Source organism: Kitasatospora sp. NPDC058190 (assembly GCF_042883685.1).
GTDB lineage: Bacteria > Actinomycetota > Actinomycetes > Streptomycetales > Streptomycetaceae > Kitasatospora.
Genome location: NZ_JBHVVI010000045.1, coordinates 20,222 through 39,250, shown reverse-complemented (window position 1 = coordinate 39,250; position 19,029 = coordinate 20,222). Strand labels below are relative to the sequence as shown.

Below are 19,029 nucleotides of genomic sequence, written 5' to 3'. Positions count from 1 at the left end.
CCAGAGGTTCATCCCGGCTGCCCCACCCCAGCCACCCCCATGGAGACAACGTGGTCACCACCCCCACCCGCCGGCCCGCCCGCGCGGCCGGTGCGCTCGCCGCCTCGGCGGCGCTCGCGCTCTCGCTCACCGGGAGTCTCGGCACCCCCGCCGCCCACGCCACCCCGCCCGCGAACAACGGCAAGGACGTCACCGCCACCCTCTTCGAGTGGCGCTTCGACTCGGTCGCCCAGGCCTGCACCTCCACCCTCGGCCCGAAGGGCTACGGCTTCGTCGAGGTCTCGCCGCCCCAGGAGCACATCCAGGGTCCGCAGTGGTGGACCTCGTACCAGCCGGTCAGCTACCAGATCGCCGGGCGGCTCGGCGACCGCACCTCCTTCAAGAACATGGTCGACACCTGCCACGCGGCCGGGGTCAAGGTGATCGCGGACGCCGTCGTCAACCACATGACGGCCGGCTCCGGGACGGGCACCGGCGGCACGGTGTACACCAAGTACAACTACCCCGGCACGTACCAGGACCAGGACTTCCACACCTGCCGCCAGCCGATCACCAACTACCAGGACCGCACCAACGTGCAGGACTGCGAACTGGTCAACCTGGCCGACCTGGACACCGGCAGCGCCTACGTCCAGACCACCATCGCGCACTACCTGGACGACCTGGGCTCGCTCGGCGTCGACGGCTACCGGATCGACGCCGCCAAGCACATCGCGGCCAGTGAGCTCGCCGCGATCAAGGCCAGGATGGCCAACCCCAACGCCTACTGGGTGCAGGAGGTCATCTACGGCGCCGGCGAGCCGATCCAGCCCTCCGAGTACACCGGCAACGGCGACGTCGACGAGTTCCGGGTCGGCACCGACCTCAAGCGCGTCTTCACCAGCGACAAGCTCGCCAACCTCAGCGGCTGGGGCGCCTCCTGGGGCTACCTGCCGAGCAACCAGGCGCGCAGCTTCATCGACAACTGGGACACCGAGCGCAACGGCTCCACCCTCAACTACACCTACGGCAACACCTACACGCTGGCCAACGTCTTCCTGCTGGCCTCGACCTACGGCTCGCCCAACATCTACTCGGGCTACAGCTTCACCACCAACGACGACGGCCCGCCCAACGGCGGCACCGTGAACGCCTGCTACCAGGACGGCTGGAACTGCACCCACGCCTGGCGGCAGATCGCCAACATGGTCGGCTTCCGCAACGCGGTCGCGGGCACCGGGGTGACCGACTGGTGGTCCAACGGCAACAACGCGATCGCCTTCGGCCGCGGCAACCGGGGCTACGTCGCGATCAACCACGAGAGCGGCGCGATCACCCAGACCTTCCAGACCGGGCTGCCGGCCGGGACGTACTGCGACGTCCAGCACGGCGACCCGCAGCCGGGCGGCGGCTGCACCGGCCCGACGTACCAGGTGGGCGCCAACGGGCAGTTCACCGCGACGGTCGGCGCGGGCGACGCGGTCGCGCTGTACGTCCAGCCCGGGACGAACGTCTCCGGCGCCTCCTTCAACGTCAACGCGACCACTTCGTACGGCCAGAACATCTATGTGGTCGGCGACATCCCCGCGCTCGGCGGCTGGGACCCGGCCAAGGCGCTGCCGCTCTCCTCGGCCGGCTACCCGGTCTGGTCGCTCGCGCTGTCGCTGCCGGGCGGCACGTCCTTCCAGTACAAGTACGTCCGCAAGGACGCGAGCGGGGCGGTGACCTGGGAGTCCGGGGCCAACCGCACGGCGACCGCGCCCCCCTCGGGGAACGTCACGCTGAACGACAGCTGGCAGTCGTAGCCCCGGGACGCCTCGCGATCCCTCGCGACCCCATGGGACCCCCCGTCAGCCCGGGCTGACGGGGGGTCCCTCGTGTGGGTGCCGCTTCGATTCGAACCCCCCGTGGACGGGGGAGCGCTGACACCATCGCGTATCCGCACGACGAGCAGGGCCCCGGCGGGGTGTCCCGGCCGGGTGCCTCAGCCCCGCCCGATGTACGGCATCGCCGTCGCCATCACGGTGGCGAACTGCACATTGGCCTCCAGCGGCAGCCCGGCCATGTGCCGTACGGTGCGCGCCACATCGGCCACGTCCATGGTCGGCTCGGGCGCGATCCGGCCGTCCGCCTGCCGCACCCCGGCGCTCATCGCGGCCGTCATGTCGGTCGCCGCGTTGCCGATGTCGATCTGGCCGCAGGCGATCCGGTACGGACGGCCGTCCAGCGAGAGCGACTTGGTCAGGCCGGTGATCGCGTGCTTGGTCGCGGTGTAGGCGATCGAGTGCGGGCGCGGGACGTGCGCGGAGATCGAGCCGTTGTTGATGATCCGGCCGCCCCGCGGGTCCTGGGCCCGCATCTGCCGGAACGCGGCCCGGGCGCAGAGGAAGGCGCCGGTCAGGTTGAGGTCGACCACCGCCCGCCAGTCCTCGACCGCCAACTCCTCCACCGGGACGGCCGGGCCGAAGGTGCCGGCGTTGTTGAACAACAGGTCCACCCGGCCGTGGCGTTCGACGGCCGTCGCGAACAGCGCGTCCACCGCCGCCGGGTCGGTGACGTCGGTCGGCACCACCTCGGCCGGGGCGGCGCAGAGCGCGGCCGTCCCTTGCAGCGGCTCGGCGCGGCGGCCGGCCAGCACCACCCGCCAGCCGGCCGCGGCCAGCTCGACCGCCACGGCCCGGCCGACCCCGCTCCCGGCCCCGGTGACGACGGCGACTCCGGCAGCAGGGGCCGTTGCGGCGGTGGCGACGGTGATCTGCTCGGACATGGTGCTCTCCTCGGTGGACGGGTACCGGTGCGGTCGCTCTCCGGGCGTGCTGAGGAGATCGTTCCGGATGTGCGGGCCGCCGTCACTGGTCAAAGCACCCAAAAACCGGACGGCCCGACCGGTGGGCGGCTGTGGCCCCCGTCGTCCGGCCCCCGCCGTCCGGCGGGAGGGGTGAAGGCCTTTACCTGATCGCGAACAAACATTGGATTTCCGGTGGCCACCTCGCAACCGGCCCACCCTGGCCCACGTCATAAGATCGCAGGAAGGTGCGCTTCCGTAAGGGACGTCGCGCCCACCACTCCGGGGACCGCACCAGCACCGCGCCCCCGGGCCTGTCCGGCCCCACCGGGGGGCCGCCGCCCGGTCAGACGGACCGGGCGTGACATCGGTCGGAGAGTTCTCACCGTGCTTAGGCAGTCGTCCCGTTCCCGTGCCGTCCTGACCGGCGCCGCCGTCCTCACCCTGGCCGCCTCGCTCGCGGCCTGCGGGAGTTCCGGCGGCGGGAAGGGGAACGCCTCGGCGGACGGCACCCCGGCAGCGACCGGCGGCGCGGGCAGCCCGACCGCCGGCGCCGCCGTCTCGGCCGTGCCCTCCGCCGTGCAGCCCACCGCGGCCAACGGGGCGGTGCAGATGCCGACCGGCCCGGCCCCCGCCATGAACAAGGTCCGGGACACCGCGGCCGGCCCGATCATGATGACCAAGGTGACCGGCGCCAAGTCCGGTGTCACCGGCCAGGTCTGGGTCTGGCTGCCGCCCGAGTACAACGACCCCAAGTTCGCCAAGACCGGCTTCCCGGTGCTCACCCTCTACGCGGGCGGCCAGAGCAACGGATACAACACCTGGACCGACAACCAGTTGCCGATCCAGGAGGAGGACGAGCGGCTGGTCAAGGAGGGCAAGGCCCACCCGTTCATCATGATCATGCCGGTGCAGAACTTCAACAGCGACGAGAAGAACGCGCTGGACTGCTCCGACATCCCGGGCCAGCCCAAGATGGGCACCTGGATGGCCGAGGACATCCCGGACTGGGTCCGCGCCAGCTTCCGCACCCTGAAGGGCCGCGACAGCTGGGGCGTGATGGGCGCCTCCACCGGCGGCTTCTGCAGCGCCAAGATGGCCCTGCAGCACCCGGACGTCTACAAGGCCGCGGTGCCGATCGACGGCTACTTCATCCCGGACTCCGGGCTGTGGAAGGGCCACGACGCCGAGAAGGCGGCCAACAGCCCCAACCAGCTGATCACCCAGGGCAAGGCCGACGTGAAGATGTACGTCACCGCGGGCGGCGCCAACGGCTACGAGAAGGACGTCGTCAAGAGCTGGGTGGCCAAGGCCGTCCCGCCGGTGTCCATCGAGTACTACGAGCAGCCCGGTGGCAAGCACCTCACCTCGGACTTCAAGAAGATGATCCCGGACACCCTGCAGTGGCTCACCAAGAACCTGGCGGGCCCCGCCTCGGACTGATCCGGGGGGTGGTTCGGCGGGAGGGCTTCGGCCCGTGCGCAGGCCCGTGACCTGCGCGTCAATCGGACATTGATTCGCTTCTGATCGACTGCGAGCACCTTGGCTGGGGCGGCCTTCACGGGCCGCCCCAGCCGTCCTGCCACGTCGTGAAGAGAGCCTCATGCCGATCCACCTGCTGCCCCAGCCCGCTCGCTCCGTGCCCGCGCAGGCGGAGTCCGCTGCCGACTCCCGGGGGACGGACACGTACGGGCGGACCGCGGACGAGGAACCGCTCGTCGCCCGGTTCGCCGGGCTGCGGCTGGTGCACGCCGCACTGCGCCGGGACCTCGCCCGACTGCCCAACGCGCTGCGGCTGCTCCAGCCCGAGGAGGAGCACAAGGGCGAGGCGCTGCTGCGGCACTGGACCTTCATGACCGCGATGCTGACCTGCCACCACGAGCAGCAGGACACCCGGATCTGGCCGATCGTGCGGCGCTTCGCGCCCGAGCTGCGGCTGCTGCTCAACTGGCTGGAGGCCGACCACCACAACCTCGACCACTCCTTCACCCGGGTCACCACGCTGGTCCGGATCGCCAGCCGGGACACCGGCAGCGCCTGGCCGGTGGCGTACGCGATGGAGGACCTGGCGGCCCGGCTGGAGACCCATCTGCGCATCGAGGAGCGGCAGTTGCTGCCCCGGATGGAGCGGGTGGTCACCGACAACTCCCGGCTCGGCGGCCTGGGCGAGCTGCTCGACCTGCTGCGCTCGGCGGACGGCCCGGGCACCGCGGACGCGCTGGCCTGGCTGCTGGACGGGGTGGAGCCGGCGACGGTCGAGCGACTGCTGGCCGAGTGCGACGACGACGTGGCCCGCAACTGGCCGCACTGGCAGGCGACCTACCAGCGCTGCACGGCGCCGCTGTGGGGGCCGTCGGGTGACCTGGGCGGGGGAGCCGTCGGCGGCGGGCCGGTCGGCGGCAACCTGAGCATCTTCGGCGAGGGCCCCGGCGGCCCGGGGAGCGTCGTCGACTGACCCGCGGCTGTTTTCGCGGGCCGTTGATCTACGCGCGTGGCACTGGCCTCGGGCATATGACGACATCCGGTCGGTGTGCCCAACTCCTCTGCCCCATGGGGGATCGTGCTCCCGGCGCCCACTCCGGCAGGCGGTTGAGCCACTCCAGCGGAGCGACGATCCGCTCCGCCTCCCTCGCATCCATCATTGACGATCCACCGGAGTCGTCCCCGCCGGTGCGCCACCGCCCGCCGGTGACCGGGTCAGTGCGCGGCGAGCCGGAACTCCAGGTTGCCGAACCGCACCTGGTCGCCCGGCCGGACCGGCACCCCACCCGCTATCCGCCGCCCGTTCACGTGCGTGCCGTTGGTCGAACCGAGGTCGTAGAGCACCCAGCCGCCGTTCTCGTGCCGCAGCTGCGCGTGGTGCCGGGAGACCGAGGCGTCGTGCAGCCGCAGCCCCGAGCCGGGGATCCGTCCGATCGTCAACTGACCGGCCCCGGAGTGCGGGAGGCTCAGCCCGGGCAGTCGCTCGGTGCGCCAGGCCCGGTTCAGCCGGTCGCCGAAGCCGGACACCCGGCCGACCACCCGCAGTACGAAGCGCTCCACCGGCCCGCCGGTGGGCAGCCCGGTCACCGCCGCGTCCAACTCCGCGCGGCTGGTGGCCTGGAGGACGATCTCCATCCGGCCGAGGAAGGTGTCGTGCGACAGCCGGCCGCTGCCCGCGCCCTCGCGCAGCACCCCGAGCGCCGCTTCCCGTTCGGCGTCGGAGGGCCGGGCTTGGCCGGTGGGGAGCTCAGGCTGCGTCATGGCCCGATTGTCGGATCGACCGGCTCGGACTGTCCAGATCGCGCCGTGCTCCGGCGCTCGGTTCGTACGTCACTGCACTCCAGACGCCCGGACCGGGGACGCGGTTCCAGTTCCCCGGACGGGCCGTCAGGCCTTGCGGGCGGCCGCGAGGATCTTCTCCGTGGTGTGCAGGAACCGGGAGGTGACCGACCCCCGGTAGCCCTTGCCGAACATGTCCTTGGTGACCCACTTGCCGTCCTGGAGGTGGACCACGACGTACGCGGCCCCGGGATCGGCACCGAGCACCTCGACGTCGCCCTTCGCCGAGCGGTGCGGCAGGGCGATTTCGGCCGGCAGCGGCTCGGAGAGGAAGGCGACCACCAGCCGCACGTCCGGCGTCACCTCGACGCCCCGGAACGGCTCGGCGGCGAGCAGCCCGGCCACCTCGTCGACCGTCCGCAGCATGACCGGCACCGGGTAGCCGAGCGCCCGCTCCAGGTGCTCCTCGATCCGCCGGGTCAGCGCGGCGCGGTCGGTGTCCCGGTCCGGTTCGTCGGTGCTGAAGAAGACGTTGCCGCTCTGGATGTACGAGCGGACGTTCTCCAGCCCCAGTTCGGCGAAGAGCGCCCGCAACCGCTCCATCCGCACCGTCCGGCCGCCGACGTTGATGGCCCGCAGGAACGCGATGTACGTGGTCGTGGTGGTCGTAGTGGTCACCCCGCCAGTGTGGCACCGGCCGCCGACAACGCCCGGTGCGGACCGCCTGCCGCGCCCGGTCGCTCGTACCCGGCGGTTGTCGGTGTCGGCTGCCAGACTGGCGCCATGGCTACCTGGCAGGATTTCGAGCACGAGGCCCCCGAACTCGCGGCCCTGGTACGGGCCCGGTTCGAGGCGAACAAGCACCACGTCCTGGCGACGCTGCGCAGGGACGGTTCACCCCGGGTGAGCGGGACGGAGGTCGACTTCATCGGCGCCGACGCCTGGGTCGGATCGATGCACCAGGCGGTCAAGGCGCGCGACCTCCAGCGGGACGCCCGCTTCGCGTTGCACGCCCACCCGGGCGACGAGACCATGGCCGGCGGGGACTCCAAGCTCTCCGGCCGCGCGGTGGAGGTCACCGACGAGGACGAGATCGCCGCCTTCTCGGCCGAGCTGCCCGAGCCGCCGCCCACCCCGTTCCACCTCTTCCGGCTGGACCTCCAGCAGGTGGTGCACACCGCCCTGGAGGGCGAGGAGCTGCTGGTCCACAACTGGCACCCGGGCCGGCCGGTGGAGACGACCCGGCTCCACTGACCGGCCCCGACCGTTCCCGGCAGCAGCGACCGGCCGCCGGGAACGGTCGCCGGGAACGGCCAACCGCTCTACGGCAGGACGGACTTGAGGGCCTCGGGGGTCCGGGCCACGACGGCGTGGCCGTCGTCCGCGGTGATGATCGGCCGCTGGATCAGCACCGGGTGCTCGGCCATGGCGGCGATCCAGCGCGCCCGCTCGCCCGTCTCCCGGGGCCACTCCTTCATCCCCAGGTCCTTCGCGACCTGCTCGTCGGTGCGGGTGATGTCCCAGGGCTCCAGGCCCAGGCGCTCCAGCACCTGCTCCAGCTCGGCCGCCGTCGGCGGCTCCTCCAGGTAGCGCCGCACGGTGTACTCCACCCCGGCGCCGTCCAGCTCGCTGAGCGCCGTCCGGCACTTGCTGCAGCGCGGGTTGATCCAGATCTCCATGCCGGCCAGCCTATCGAGGGCCCTTCCCCGGGCCCGGGTCCGAACCGCCCGGGCGGGAACTGCGGCGTACCCGCCGGTGCTTCACGAGTCAGGAACCATCGTCTTCGGAGGGGAGCGCCGGGTGGCCGGCGCGACGATCATCGACCCGCTACGACCGCCCGGAGAGGTTCGACCCGACCCGCACCGACAGCCGGCCGCTCAGGTTCGGCGGCGGCCAGCACTTCTGCCTGGGCTACCAGCTGGCCCGGCTGGAGGCCGAGGTCGCGATCCCGGCGTTGCTCGACCGCTTCCCCCGGCTCGCCCTGGGCGGGGTCCCGACCCGGCGCGACCGCCTGGCGCTGCGCGGCTTCGAGTCGCTGCCGGTGACCGTTCGCTGACCCCGGCTCCCGGCGGCCCTGCGCTTCCGGGGTCGCCGTCGGCCCGTCCGGCCCCGTCGGCCCCGTCGGCCCCGGAATCCGGGACGTTCGGCCGTTCGTGACCGGGCCCGTTCGTGGGGGACCATGGAGGGACGAACCGGCTATTCCGGGCCTTTTCTCCCGGACCGGCCAGGCCGGCCAGCCAGGAGGTCCCCGTCGTGTCAGCACCCCGCCCGCCGCAGCTCGCGGTCGCGCAGTCCCGGGTGCCGCGCTGGGTGCCCTGGCTGCCCGTCCTGCTGCTGGTCATCGACCTGATCGCCGAGTTCGTCGTCCCGGACGCCGTCGCCGCCGGCTTCCTGCTGACCGCCCTGCCGGTGGTGGCCGCGTTCAGCTACGGCCCGGTGCTGACCGCCGGCGCCACCGGCGGCTCGCTGGCGCTGCAACTGCTGCTGGCCCTGCGCGCGGGCCACATCAACGAGCAGCACCACGTCTGGGTCTACATCGCCACCCTGCTCTCCGGGGCGATGGGAACCGTCCTGTCCTGGCAGCGCACCCGGCAGAACCGCAACCTGCTCCAAGCCCGTACGGTCGCCGAGACCCTCCAGCGCACCGTGCTGCGGCCGGTCCCCGAGCGGGTCGGCGGCCTGCGGGTGGCCGGGCTCTACCGCCCGGCCCAGGCCGAGGTGCTGGTCGGCGGCGACCTGTACGAGGTGTGCGACACCCGCTTCGGGGTCCGGGTGCTGCTCGGCGACGTGCGCGGCAAGGGCCTCGGCGCGGTCCGTACGGTGGCCGACGTGCTCGGCGCCTTCCGGGCGGCCGCCCACGACACCCCGGGCCTGGTCGAGCTCGCCGACCAGCTGGACCGCGCGGTGCTGCGCGACGCGGCCGAGCGCGGCGACGACGAGCTCTTCGTCACCGCCGTCCTGCTCCAGTACCGGCCGGGCACCGACTGCGTGGAGATCGTCAACCGCGGCCACACCACCCCGCTGCTGCTCGCCGCCGGCACCATCGCCCCGGTGGCCTGCGCCGACGAGCTCCCGCTCGGCCTCGGCCACCTCGGGCCCGACGACGAGCCCGTCAAACCGACCACCGTCGCCCTGCCCCCGGGCCACACCGTCCTGGTCTACACCGACGGCGTCAGCGAGGCCCGCGACAGCGCCGGCGCCTTCTACCCGCTGGCCCCGCGCCTCGCCGCCCTGGGCGGCGCCGCCCCCGACCGGGTGGTCTCCTTCCTGGCCCAGGACGTCCACCGGTTCGCCGGCCTGCTCGCCGACGACCTCGCCGTCCTCGCCCTCACCCCGGAGTAGCCCCCGGCCACTCCCACAGGTTCGCGAACAGCACCGCCTGCTCGCGCGCGTCGTCCAGTGCGTGGTGCGTGTGCGGCAGGTCCGGGAGCAGCTCCGGCGGCATCGACCGCTTCCCGATCCCGGCGAACGGCACCCCCGCCCGCGCCGCGTACAACGTCTTCAGGTCCAGGCACCCGGAGTGCCCGAACGGGCTGGCACCGGTGAACCGCATCAGGTACCAGTACAGGAACTGCCAGTCGTACACCGCCGGGTAGGCCACCATCACCGGCCGGTACCGCCGCCCCTGCGGCCCGGTCCGTACCCGCTCCACCCACCGCCCGAACTCCCGCAGCGCCGCCCCGGGCTCCGCCCCACCCGCCTCCAGCGCGGCCCGATCCAAGCCCGACACCGCCAGCGCCTGCGGGTCGTACTCCGCGCTGATCGGCCGCAACTCCCGGTAGAACGCCGCCGCCGCCCCCGGCTGCGCCCGCCGGAACCCCTCCCCGTCGTGCCACCCGGCCACCACCGCCCCGAAGCTCACCATCGAGTACGGCCCCGGGATCGGCCCGTCCGCCTCCACGTCCACCGACACGTACACCGTCGGCGTCACCCCGCCGCTCCTGCTTCCCATGCCCCCATCCAACCCACCCCGGCAACCGGATTTCCGGTGGCATGCCCCGCACCCGCGAGCGCGGACCGGCCCCCGTCGGCGAAAACGCCCGCGGGGGCGCGGACGTGGCGTCCGCGCCCCCGCAGGGTGGGTGGTTCCTACAGGTCGTAGTACAGCTCGAACTCGTGCGGGTGGGGCCGGAGGGCGATCGGGGCGATCTCGTTGGTGCGCTTGAAGTCGATCCAGGTCTCGATCAGGTCCGGGGTGAAGACGTTGCCGGCGAGGAGGTACTCGTGGTCGGCCTCCAGGGCCTCCAGGACGGCCGGGAGGGAGGAGGGCACCTGCGGGACGTTGGCGTGCTCCTCGGGGGCGAGCTCGTAGAGGTCCTTGTCGACCGGCTCCAGCGGCTCGATCTTGTTGCGGATGCCGTCGAGGCCGGCCATCAGCATGGCGGAGAAGGCCAGGTAGGGGTTGGAGGACGGGTCCGGAGCGCGGAACTCGATGCGCTTGGCCTTGGCGTTGGAACCGGTGATCGGGATGCGGATCGCGGCCGAGCGGTTGCGCTGCGAGTAGACCAGGTTGACCGGCGCCTCGAAGCCCGGCACCAGGCGGTGGTAGGAGTTCACCGAGGGGTTGGTGAAGGCCAGCAGCGAGGGGGCGTGCCGGAGCAGGCCGCCGATGTAGTAGCGGGCGGTGTCGGACAGGCCGGCGTAGCCCTGCTCGTCGTAGAAGAGCGGCGAGCCCTCGCTCCACAGCGACTGGTGGACGTGCATGCCCGAGCCGTTGTCGCCGAAGATCGGCTTCGGCATGAAGGTGGCCGTCTTGCCGTTGCGCCAGGCGACGTTCTTGATGATGTACTTGAACAGCATCAGGTCGTCGGCGGCGTGCAGCAGGGTGTTGAACTTGTAGTTGATCTCCGCCTGGCCGGCCGTGCCGACCTCGTGGTGCTGGCGCTCGACCTCGAGGCCGGCCTTGGCCAGCTCCAGCGACATCTCGGCGCGCAGGTCGGCGAAGTGGTCCACCGGCGGGACGGGGAAGTAGCCGCCCTTGTACTTGACCTTGTAGCCGCGCACGTCGCCCTCGGCGGCGCCGGTGTTCCAGGCGCCCGCCTCCGAGTCGATGTGGTAGAAGGACGCGTTGGCGCTGGTCTCGAACCGCACCGAGTCGAAGACGTAGAACTCCGCCTCGGGCCCGAAGAAGGCGGTGTCGGCGATGCCGGAGGACGCGAGGTAGGCCTCGGCCTTCTTGGCGACGTTGCGGGGGTCACGGCTGTAGGCCTCGCCGGTGACCGGGTCCTGGATGAAGAAGTTGATGTTGAGGTGCTTCTCGGCCCGGAACGGGTCGAGGCGGGCGGTGGCGAGGTCCGGCACGAGGGCCATGTCGGACTCGTGAATGGCCTGGAAGCCGCGGATCGACGAGCCGTCGAACATCAGGGTCTCGGACGGGTCGAAGGTCGCCGCAGGTACGGAGAAGTGCTGCAGTACGCCCGGCAGGTCGCAGAAGCGGACGTCGACGAACTTCACGTCGTTGTCCTGGATGAACTGCTTCACTTCGGCGGCGTTGTTGAACATCCATCCTCCTCGGCTGGCGAATGGGGCTCACCCTAGGAATGGGTCGTTTCCAGTCGGTGACCCGCTCGTTTCCTAGATGTTAACCGGGACCGCCGAACGGGTGGCAAAGGCGTACGGTACGGGGCAAATCGCCCCGCCGACCTGGAGGCCCTCGGGTAGGTGGTCTAGACCGCCTGGTAACCTCGGTGATCGGGATTCACCCGGTCGGGGCGGGGCCCGGTGCCGCGCCCCGCCCGGAGGGGAGCCGGTGCGGGTGCCCGGGGTCAGCCCGGTTAGTGTGGATTCGTGGACACCAGAGAAGCGTTGGGATCGTGGATCGACGGCCCGAAGGCGGCCGCCGAGAAGATGGGCGCCGACTTCGGCTACCGCGGCGAGCGCCTCGGACTGCCGAAGGAGGGCCCCGGCTCGATCGCCGGCCCCGGCCGACGGATCGGCTCCCTGTTCGTGGACGGCTGGCTGGTCGCCCTGGTCTCCTACGGCCTGATCGCCAAGGGCGACCAGGCCGAGGCCAACCTGTGGACCCTCCCGCTCTACTTCCTGGTCGCCGCCGTCCTGCTCGCCACCACCGGCACGACCGTCGGCAAGCGGCTGTTCGGCCTCCGGGTGGTCCGCCTGGACGGCCGCCGCGCGACCATCCCGCAGGTCCTGCTGCGCACCGTCCTGCTCTGCCTGGTGGTGCCGGCGCTGGTCTGGGACCGCGACACCCGCGGCCTGCACGACAAGGCGGTCGGCACGGTCGAGGTCCGGATCTGACGACGTCCACACGGACGGACGACGTCCACGTGGGCGATCGCGCACGACGGCCGCGACCGCACAACGGCTGAACGCCGAACGGCCCCGCTGAGGAAACTCAGCGGGGCCGTTCTCGTGTCGTCAGGGGAGGGGAGCGGTCAGCGGGCCTGGCCGCCCTTGGGCATCCGGGCGCCCTTGGGCATCGGGCCCTTGGGGATCGGCGCCTTGGAGAGCAGGTCGCCCAGCGCACGCAGGCGGTCGTTGGTCTCGGTGACCTGGGAGGCGGTGATGGCGCGGGGCAGGCGCATCAGGTGGATCTGCAGCTTCTTGAGCGGGATCTCGCCCTCGCCGTTGCCCACCACGATGTCGTGCACCGGCACGTCGCCGACCACGCGGGCCATCTTCTTCTTCTCGGAGGCCAGCAGCTGGCGCACCCGGTTCGGGTTGCCCTCGCCGATCAGCGCGATGCCGGCCCGGCCCACGGCGCGGTAGACCGCGTCCTGGTTACGGGTGACCGCGACCGGGGTGGAGCTGGAGCTCCAGCCGCGCCGGATGTTGTTCAGCACCGCCGCGACGGCGCCCGGCTGCCCCTCCATCTGACCGAACGCGGCGCGCTCGGCCCGGCGCCCGAAGACGATCGCCATGGCCAGGACGGCCACGATGAAGCCCAGGATGCCCAGGTAGACGGGGTGGTCGATCGCGAAGCCGATGGCGAGGAACACGCCGAAGGTCAGCAGGCCGACGCCGGCGATGATCAGGCCGATCTTGGTGTCGACCTTCTTGGTCATGGTGTACGCCAGGCGGATCTGCTTCAGTCGCCCGGGGTTTTCGGATGTTTCCCTCGCCATAACGCTCATGGTACGTGGCGCGGGTACGGGATATCCAAGCCCGGGTACCCGTTCGTCCGAACCGTGACCCGTGTGCCCGCGCACCGTCGCGCACAGCGACGTCGGGGCCTCAGGGGCGTACGGAGCGTGCCCTCGCCGTGCCCGCCGCCGCCCCGCCCGCCAGGGCGTCGTGCCGGCGGTCCGCCGCGTACCGGCGGTTCTCGCACACCGCCGCCCAGGCGTTGAGCCGCGCGTGCCGCTGGCCGGGCGCCAGCAGGACGCTCTCGGCGAACCGCAGCGCCACCCCCACCGACCGGATCCGCATCCGCATGCCGAACAGCTCCTCTCGTGGCTGAGAAGAATCGAACGCTCACTAGGCGTCCATTATCCCCACCCCGTGTTACCAGTCCGTGACCAGGCAGTCAAAGCGTGGTGAAGCTCGAAAGGGCGGAGCCGCAGCTCCGCCCTTCGAATGGCCCAGTGGCCGAAACCCGCCCCGGAACGTCAGACCGCGGCCTGCGCGCGCCGCTCCAGCGCCTGCCGGTACAGCCGGCCGGCCCGGTACGACGAACGCACCAGCGGCCCCGACATGACACCCGCGAAGCCCAGCTCCTCGGCCTCCTCCTGGAGCTCGACGAACTCCTGCGGCTTCACCCAGCGCTCCACCGGGTGGTGGCGCAGCGAGGGGCGCAGGTACTGGGTGATGGTGATCAGCTCGCAGCCGGCCCCGACCAGGTCCGCCAGCGCCTGGCTGACCTCCTCGCGGGTCTCGCCCATGCCCAGGATCAGGTTGGACTTGGTCACCAGCCCGGCCGCGCGGGCCTGGGTGATGACGTCGAGCGAGCGCTCGTACCGGAACGCCGGGCGGATCCGCTTGAAGATGCGCGGAACCGTCTCGACGTTGTGCGCGAGCACCTCGGGGCGGGAGGAGAAGACCTCGGCCAGCTGCTCGGGCACCGCGTTGAAGTCGGGGATGAGCAGCTCGACGCCGGTACGGCCGCCCGCGCGCTCGGCGGTCATCGCGTGCACCTGGCGCACGGTCTCGGCGTACAGCCAGGCGCCGCCGTCCTCCAGGTCGTCGCGGGCGACGCCGGTGATGGTGGCGTAGTTGAGGTCCATGGTGACGATGGACTCGGCGACCCGGCGCGGCTCGTCGCGGTCGAACTCGGCGGGCTTGCCGGTGTCGATCTGGCAGAAGTCGCAGCGGCGGGTGCACTGGTCACCGCCGATGAGGAAGGTCGCCTCGCGGTCCTCCCAGCACTCGAAGATGTTGGGACAGCCGGCCTCCTGGCAGACCGTGTGCAGCCCCTCCTTCTTCACCAGCGACTGGAGGGCGTTGTACTCCGGGCCCATCTTCGCGCGGGTCTTGATCCACTCGGGCTTCCGCTCGATGGGGGTCTCGCTGTTGCGGACCTCCAGGCGGAGCAGCTTCCTGCCGTCGGGCGCGACAGCGGACACGTGCGACTCCTAGAACTAGACGGGGTACCCCCAGGGTACGCCTGTGGTTGTACGGCCTGTGCCGGGCCTGCCGCCCTGCAATCGCAGGGCAACGCGGCTACCGGCCAGTAGATTCCCAGTGGTTGGCGGTTTCAGCTGCATGGGCACCGGGCTTCAGCGGCTGAACGGCGGCGGGCTTCAGCGGCTGAGCGCCGGCTCCGGCAGCTCGGCGAAGACGTCCTTCAGGTGCCGCTCGACGGTCGGCAGCGCCTCGCTGACACCGAAATCGCGCCCCAGCTCGCCGGCCAGCGAGGCCACGCCCGCGTCCCGGATGCCGCAGGGCACGATCTTGTCGAAGTACGTCATGTCGGGGTCGCAGTTGAGCGCGAAGCCGTGCATGGTCACCCCGCGGGCGACCCGGACGCCGATCGCGGCGAGCTTGCGGTCGCCGCCGCGCTGCCCGGCGTTGGACGGGGCGTACTCGGGCCCGGCCAGGCGCGGGTCGATGCCCAGCGGCAGGCCCATCCGCAGGGTCAGCTTGCCGATGTCCACCACCTCGGCCGGGTCCACCACGGCGTCCGGGATGTTCTGGCCCAGCACCCAGACCCCGCTGCGGCCCTCGACCCGGGTGGTCTCGACGCCGAAGTCGGCGGCGGCGCGGATCAGCGCCTCCTCCAGCCGGCGGACGTACGCGATCACGTCGATCGGGTCGGGCAGCTTGATGATCGGGTAGCCGACCAGCTGGCCGGGGCCGTGCCAGGTGATCTCCCCGCCGCGGTTGACCTCCACCACGGGGGTGCCGTCCAGCGGCAGGTCGGCGGGGTTGGTGCGCTTGCCCATGGTGTAGACGGGCGGGTGCTCCAGCAGCAGCACGGTGTCGGGGATCTCGTCCGCGACCCGCAGTGCGTGCAGGCGCTGCTGCTCCTCCCACGCCTCCTCGTAGGGGACGACGTGCTCGCCTATGCCCATCCGCACGAACCGCACGTTATCGCTCACCGCACCGCGCTCCTTGCCAGGCGTTCGGGGCCGGCCTTGCGTTACGGGACCAGCCTCGCGTTCGAGACCAACCTCGCCACTGTACGCCCACGCCCGTACCAGTCGTTCAGCCGCCCGAGAGCAGCTGCAGCCGCAGCGCCAACTGCAGCTCCAGCGAGCGCTCCGGCCGGCTCCAGTCCCGCCCGAGCAGCGCCTCGACCCGGTCCAGCCGCTGAACCACGGTGTTCACGTGGACGTGCAGCTCGTCCTTGGCCCGGGTGAGGCTGCCGCCGCAGTCGAAGTAGGCGCGCAGGGTGCGGACCAGCTCGGTGCCGCGCCGGGCGTCGTACGCGAGCAGCGGGCCGAGCGTCGCGCCGACGAAGCCGTCCACGTCGTGGCCGTCGCCGAGCAGCACCCCGAGGAAGCCCAGCGCGCCGGCCGAGGCGCCCTCCCCGGCGCGGCCGAGCACCCGCAGGGCGCGCACGCAGCGCAGGCCCTCGGCGTACGCGGCGGCCAGCGCCCGGGGGCCGGCGGCGGGGCGGCCGGTGCCGACGGTGACCGGGAAGCCGGCCAGCCGGGCCAGCCGTTCGGCGGCCTGCCGGGCGGTCCCCTCGGGATCGCCGGTCGTGCCCGCTTCGAGCGGTACCAGCAGCACCACCGCCTCGCCGTGCTCGGCGCCGACGCCCCGGGAGCCGAACAGGTACCGCCGGGCGGCGCCCGCGAGCCGTCCCCGCTCGTCGCCGTCGCCGTCCGCCGGTTCGGCGACCAGTACCAGGTGCGGCCGGGCGAGGTCGACCCCGAGCCGGCGGCCGCGCGCGGTGAGCCCGGCCGGGTCGCGCTCGGGGGCGGTGAGCAGATCGGTGAGCAGCTCGCCGCGGACCCGGTTCTCGGTCTCCGCCACCGAGCGGCGCAGCAGCAGGAGCAACGCGGTCACCACGCTGGCCCGCTCGAACAGCCGCCGGTCGGCGTCGTCGAGGTCCGGCCGTCCGCGCAGCACCATGGTGCCGAGCGCGTCGTGTCCGGCCAGCACCGCGCACACCCACAGCCCGCCGTGCCGTACCGACCGGCCCTCGGCCCGGGACGCGGCCGCTGCCCCGGCCAGCTCGGCGGCGGGCGTCGGCCGCCCGGCCAGCGGCTCGCCCTCGGCGTCCAGGACCGCTATCTCCCCGTCCAGCAGGAGTGCGACGGCGGCGGCGACGTCCGGCACCTCGGCGCCGCGCAGGACCAGGTCGGTGAGCCGGTCGTGCGCCTGCTCGGCGCGCTGGACGGCGGCGGAGTGCGCCCGGACCAGCTCGTTGGCGGCGTTCAGCTCGGCGAGCGCGGCCCGGGTGTCGGCCAGGGACTTGGCGGTGTCCAGGGCGATCGCGGCGTGCGCGGCCAGCGTGCAGAGCAGCGCGACCTCGTCGGGGGAGAAGGCGCGCGGCGAGCGGTCGGCGGCGAACAGGACGCCGATGACCTGCCCGCCGAGCAGCAGCGGCACCCCGATGATCGCCACCAGGCCCTCGTCCAGCACGGCCGCGTCGATCGTGCCGGTGTGGTGGAAGCGTTCGTCGGTGCGGTAGTCGGGGGTGGCGTACGGGCGGGCGGTCTGGGCGACCAGCCCGCCCAGGCCGTCGCCGAGGCTGAGCCGCAGGGTCTGGAAGAGCACGGAGACCGAGCCGTCGGTGACCCGCATGTAGGTGTCGCCGGCGGCCTCGTCCGGCAGGGTCAGGTACGCGGTGTCGGTGCCGAGCAGCATCCGGGCCCGGCGGACGATCGCCTGCAGCACGGTGTCCAGCTCCCGGGAGGCGGCCAGGTCCCCGGCGGTGTCGAACAGCGCGGTCAACTCGGCCTCTCGCCGCCGGTGTTGACGCAGCGTGCGGTGCACCCGCAGGGCCTGCCAGGTGGCGTCGTCGATCTCGGCGAGGACGCCGGCCGGCGCCCCGCGGCGGCGGGCGTCGGCCAGCACCTCGGCGAAGTCCTCGGTGGCGGCGCCGGAGGCGAGCAGGTCGAGCAGCCGCCGCAGCGCGGGTGCGGCGCCCTCGTCGGGGTGGTTCATGGTGCGGGCCGCCAATCGGCGTCGGTTCCGACGGTTGCGAGGAATCGCGATGCTATCGGCTCAACCCTCAGGCCACGGCGGGCTTTCCGACCGCGGCACCGTCCGCCGGCTGCTCCGCGGCCTCGGTCAGGTCCTGCCCCCTGGTCTCCCGCGCGCACAGCACCGCCAGCACGGTGATCGCCGCCGCGACGGCCACGTACGCCGCGATGGGGGTGGCGCTGCCGTAGTCCTTGAGCAGCGCGGTGGCGATCAGCGGGGCGGGCGCCCCGGCGGCCACCGAGGCGAACTGGGCGCCGATCGAGGCCCCCGAGTACCGCAGCCTGGTCGCGAACAGCTCGGAGAAGAAGGCCGCCTGCGGCGCGTACATCGCGCTGTGGAACACCAATCCGACGGTCACCGCGACCACCAGCGCCCCGAAGGACTCGGCGTCCACCATCCCGAAGAACACGAACGCCCAGACCCCGACCCCGGCCGCGCCCACCAGGTACACCGGTTTGCGCCCGACCCGGTCGGACAGCGCCCCGAACAGCGGGATCAGCGCGAACTGGATCGCCGAGGCGATCAGTACGGCGTTCAGCGCGCTCTGCTTGTCGAAGTGCGCGTGGTTGACGGCGTACGTGAGCACAAAGGTCGTCATCACGTAGTACGAGATGTTCTCCGCCATCCGCGCGCCCATGGCCACCAGCACCTCCCGCCAGTGGTGCTTCAACACCCCCACCAGCGGCGCCGGTTCGGACTCCGGCTTGTTCGCCACCGCCTGCCGGAACAGCGGCGACTCCTCCACCGCCAGCCGGATCCACATCCCGATCCCGACCAGCACCGCCGACAGCAGGAACGGCACCCGCCACCCCCACGCCAGGAACGCGCTGTCCGACTGCACCGCCGTCATCAACGACAGCACCCCCGCCGCCAGCAGGTTCCCGGCCGGCGCCCCGCCCTGCGGCCACGACGCCCAGAACCCCCGCCGCCGCTGGTCCCCGTGCTCCGACACCAGCAGCACCGCCCCGCCCCACTCCCCGCCGAGCGCGAACCCCTGCACCAGCCGGAGCGTCGTCAACAGCACCGGCGCCGCCACCCCGATCGACCCGTACGTCGGCAGCAGTCCGATCGCCGTGGTCGACCCGCCCATCAGCAGCAGGCTCACCACCAGCAGCTTCTTCCGCCCCACCCGGTCCCCGAAGTGCCCGAACACCAAGGCCCCGAGCGGCCGCGCCGCGAACCCGATCGCATAGGTCAGGAACGACAGCAGCGTCCCGGTCAGCGGATCGGTGTTCGGGAAGAACAGCTTCCCGAACACCAGCGCCGCCGCCGTTCCGTACAGGAAGTAGTCGTACCACTCGATCGTCGTGCCGATCAGACTCGCGGCCACCACTCGCGGGAGTGAGCTGGTCGCCGCCGAACCACGTGCAGGGGCCTTCATGGGTCACCACTTCCAGGTCCAGAGGGGGAGGATGTCGCCACAAGGTAGGAACCCCGCGCCCCCGGGACTATGT

At 72.3% G+C, this 19,029-nt stretch carries 19 protein-coding genes; 7 read left to right on the top strand and 12 right to left on the bottom strand.

Annotated elements, in window-relative coordinates:
• Nucleotides 1–50: 50 nt before the first annotated feature.
• Nucleotides 51–1,784 (top strand): carbohydrate-binding module family 20 domain-containing protein, encoded by a 1,734-nt coding sequence (locus ACFVWU_RS21410; RefSeq protein ID WP_387623202.1) that lies wholly within the window; start codon nt 51–53, stop codon nt 1,782–1,784.
• A 179-nt stretch (nt 1,785–1,963) separates the two neighbouring features.
• Here ACFVWU_RS21410 and ACFVWU_RS21405 read toward each other — a convergent pair whose 3' ends face one another.
• A complete protein-coding gene (locus ACFVWU_RS21405) occupies nt 1,964–2,746 on the bottom strand; it encodes an SDR family oxidoreductase (protein WP_387623199.1) in 783 nt (260 codons plus the stop codon).
• Nucleotides 2,747–3,151: 405 nt separating this feature from the next.
• Between ACFVWU_RS21405 and ACFVWU_RS21400 the strand changes: the two genes are divergently transcribed.
• Together ACFVWU_RS21400 and ACFVWU_RS21395 are read left to right on the top strand one after the other, a co-directional pair.
• A complete protein-coding gene (locus ACFVWU_RS21400; protein WP_387623197.1) occupies nt 3,152–4,207 on the top strand; it encodes an alpha/beta hydrolase in 1,056 nt (351 codons plus the stop codon).
• Nucleotides 4,208–4,367: 160 nt separating this feature from the next.
• Nucleotides 4,368–5,219 carry a hemerythrin domain-containing protein gene (locus ACFVWU_RS21395; RefSeq protein WP_387623195.1) on the top strand — a complete coding sequence of 284 codons (852 nt, stop codon included), beginning with the start codon at nt 4,368–4,370 and terminating at the stop codon, nt 5,217–5,219.
• A 242-nt stretch (nt 5,220–5,461) separates the two neighbouring features.
• Here the strand turns inward: ACFVWU_RS21395 and ACFVWU_RS21390 are convergent, their stop codons facing one another.
• Nucleotides 5,462–6,007: an FHA domain-containing protein gene (locus ACFVWU_RS21390; RefSeq protein WP_387623192.1), complete on the bottom strand. Its 546-nt coding sequence runs from the start codon at nt 6,005–6,007 to the stop codon at nt 5,462–5,464.
• A gap of 126 nt (nt 6,008–6,133) precedes the next feature.
• The gene (locus ACFVWU_RS21385; RefSeq protein WP_387623189.1) at nt 6,134–6,703 is read right to left on the bottom strand and encodes a DUF1697 domain-containing protein; all 570 of its coding nucleotides are present in this window, start codon (nt 6,701–6,703) and stop codon (nt 6,134–6,136) included.
• A 105-nt stretch (nt 6,704–6,808) separates the two neighbouring features.
• On the opposite strand from ACFVWU_RS21385, the gene ACFVWU_RS21380 reads away from it, so the two are divergent.
• A complete protein-coding gene (locus ACFVWU_RS21380) occupies nt 6,809–7,279 on the top strand; it encodes a pyridoxamine 5'-phosphate oxidase family protein (protein ID WP_387623186.1) in 471 nt (156 codons plus the stop codon).
• Nucleotides 7,280–7,347: 68 nt separating this feature from the next.
• Here the strand turns inward: ACFVWU_RS21380 and ACFVWU_RS21375 are convergent, their stop codons facing one another.
• Nucleotides 7,348–7,704: an arsenate reductase family protein gene (locus ACFVWU_RS21375; RefSeq protein WP_387623183.1), complete on the bottom strand. Its 357-nt coding sequence runs from the start codon at nt 7,702–7,704 to the stop codon at nt 7,348–7,350.
• 59 nt (nt 7,705–7,763) lie between these two features.
• On the opposite strand from ACFVWU_RS21375, the gene ACFVWU_RS21370 reads away from it, so the two are divergent.
• Both ACFVWU_RS21370 and ACFVWU_RS21365 read left to right on the top strand, forming a co-directional pair.
• Nucleotides 7,764–8,081 (top strand): cytochrome P450, encoded by a 318-nt coding sequence (locus tag ACFVWU_RS21370; RefSeq protein WP_387623251.1) that lies wholly within the window; start codon nt 7,764–7,766, stop codon nt 8,079–8,081.
• Between the two features lie 197 nt (nt 8,082–8,278).
• Nucleotides 8,279–9,367 (top strand): PP2C family protein-serine/threonine phosphatase, encoded by a 1,089-nt coding sequence (locus ACFVWU_RS21365; protein ID WP_387623180.1) that lies wholly within the window; start codon nt 8,279–8,281, stop codon nt 9,365–9,367.
• Here the strand turns inward: ACFVWU_RS21365 and ACFVWU_RS21360 are convergent.
• Nucleotides 9,354–9,977, bottom strand: a complete 624-nt coding sequence (locus ACFVWU_RS21360) for an exonuclease (protein ID WP_387623177.1) — start codon at nt 9,975–9,977, stop codon at nt 9,354–9,356. The genes ACFVWU_RS21365 and ACFVWU_RS21360 overlap by 14 nt on opposite strands.
• A 137-nt stretch (nt 9,978–10,114) precedes the next feature.
• On the bottom strand, nt 10,115–11,527 hold the full coding sequence (gene glnA / locus ACFVWU_RS21355) for a type I glutamate--ammonia ligase (protein ID WP_355675031.1): 1,413 nt from the start codon (nt 11,525–11,527) through the stop codon (nt 10,115–10,117).
• A 285-nt stretch (nt 11,528–11,812) separates the two neighbouring features.
• Here glnA and ACFVWU_RS21350 point away from each other — a divergent pair, with 285 nt between their 5' ends.
• Nucleotides 11,813–12,280 (top strand): RDD family protein, encoded by a 468-nt coding sequence (locus ACFVWU_RS21350; protein WP_387623173.1) that lies wholly within the window; start codon nt 11,813–11,815, stop codon nt 12,278–12,280.
• Between the two features lie 137 nt (nt 12,281–12,417).
• Here ACFVWU_RS21350 and ACFVWU_RS21345 read toward each other — a convergent pair whose 3' ends face one another.
• The 6 genes from ACFVWU_RS21345 to ACFVWU_RS21320 form a co-directional block, all read right to left on the bottom strand.
• Nucleotides 12,418–13,116: a DUF4191 domain-containing protein gene (locus ACFVWU_RS21345; RefSeq protein ID WP_387623170.1), complete on the bottom strand. Its 699-nt coding sequence runs from the start codon at nt 13,114–13,116 to the stop codon at nt 12,418–12,420.
• Nucleotides 13,117–13,216: 100 nt separating this feature from the next.
• Nucleotides 13,217–13,417: a hypothetical protein gene (locus ACFVWU_RS21340; protein ID WP_387623167.1), complete on the bottom strand. Its 201-nt coding sequence runs from the start codon at nt 13,415–13,417 to the stop codon at nt 13,217–13,219.
• Between the two features lie 173 nt (nt 13,418–13,590).
• The gene (gene lipA / locus ACFVWU_RS21335) at nt 13,591–14,544 is read right to left on the bottom strand and encodes a lipoyl synthase (protein WP_380609178.1); all 954 of its coding nucleotides are present in this window, start codon (nt 14,542–14,544) and stop codon (nt 13,591–13,593) included.
• Between the two features lie 177 nt (nt 14,545–14,721).
• Nucleotides 14,722–15,492, bottom strand: coding sequence for a lipoyl(octanoyl) transferase LipB (gene lipB, locus ACFVWU_RS21330; RefSeq protein WP_387623248.1), 771 nt, complete (start codon nt 15,490–15,492; stop codon nt 14,722–14,724).
• Between the two features lie 133 nt (nt 15,493–15,625).
• On the bottom strand, nt 15,626–17,536 hold the full coding sequence (locus tag ACFVWU_RS21325; protein WP_387623164.1) for a helix-turn-helix domain-containing protein: 1,911 nt from the start codon (nt 17,534–17,536) through the stop codon (nt 15,626–15,628).
• A 67-nt stretch (nt 17,537–17,603) separates the two neighbouring features.
• Nucleotides 17,604–18,956 (bottom strand): MFS transporter, encoded by a 1,353-nt coding sequence (locus tag ACFVWU_RS21320; protein WP_387623161.1) that lies wholly within the window; start codon nt 18,954–18,956, stop codon nt 17,604–17,606.
• Nucleotides 18,957–19,029 lie beyond the last annotated feature (73 nt).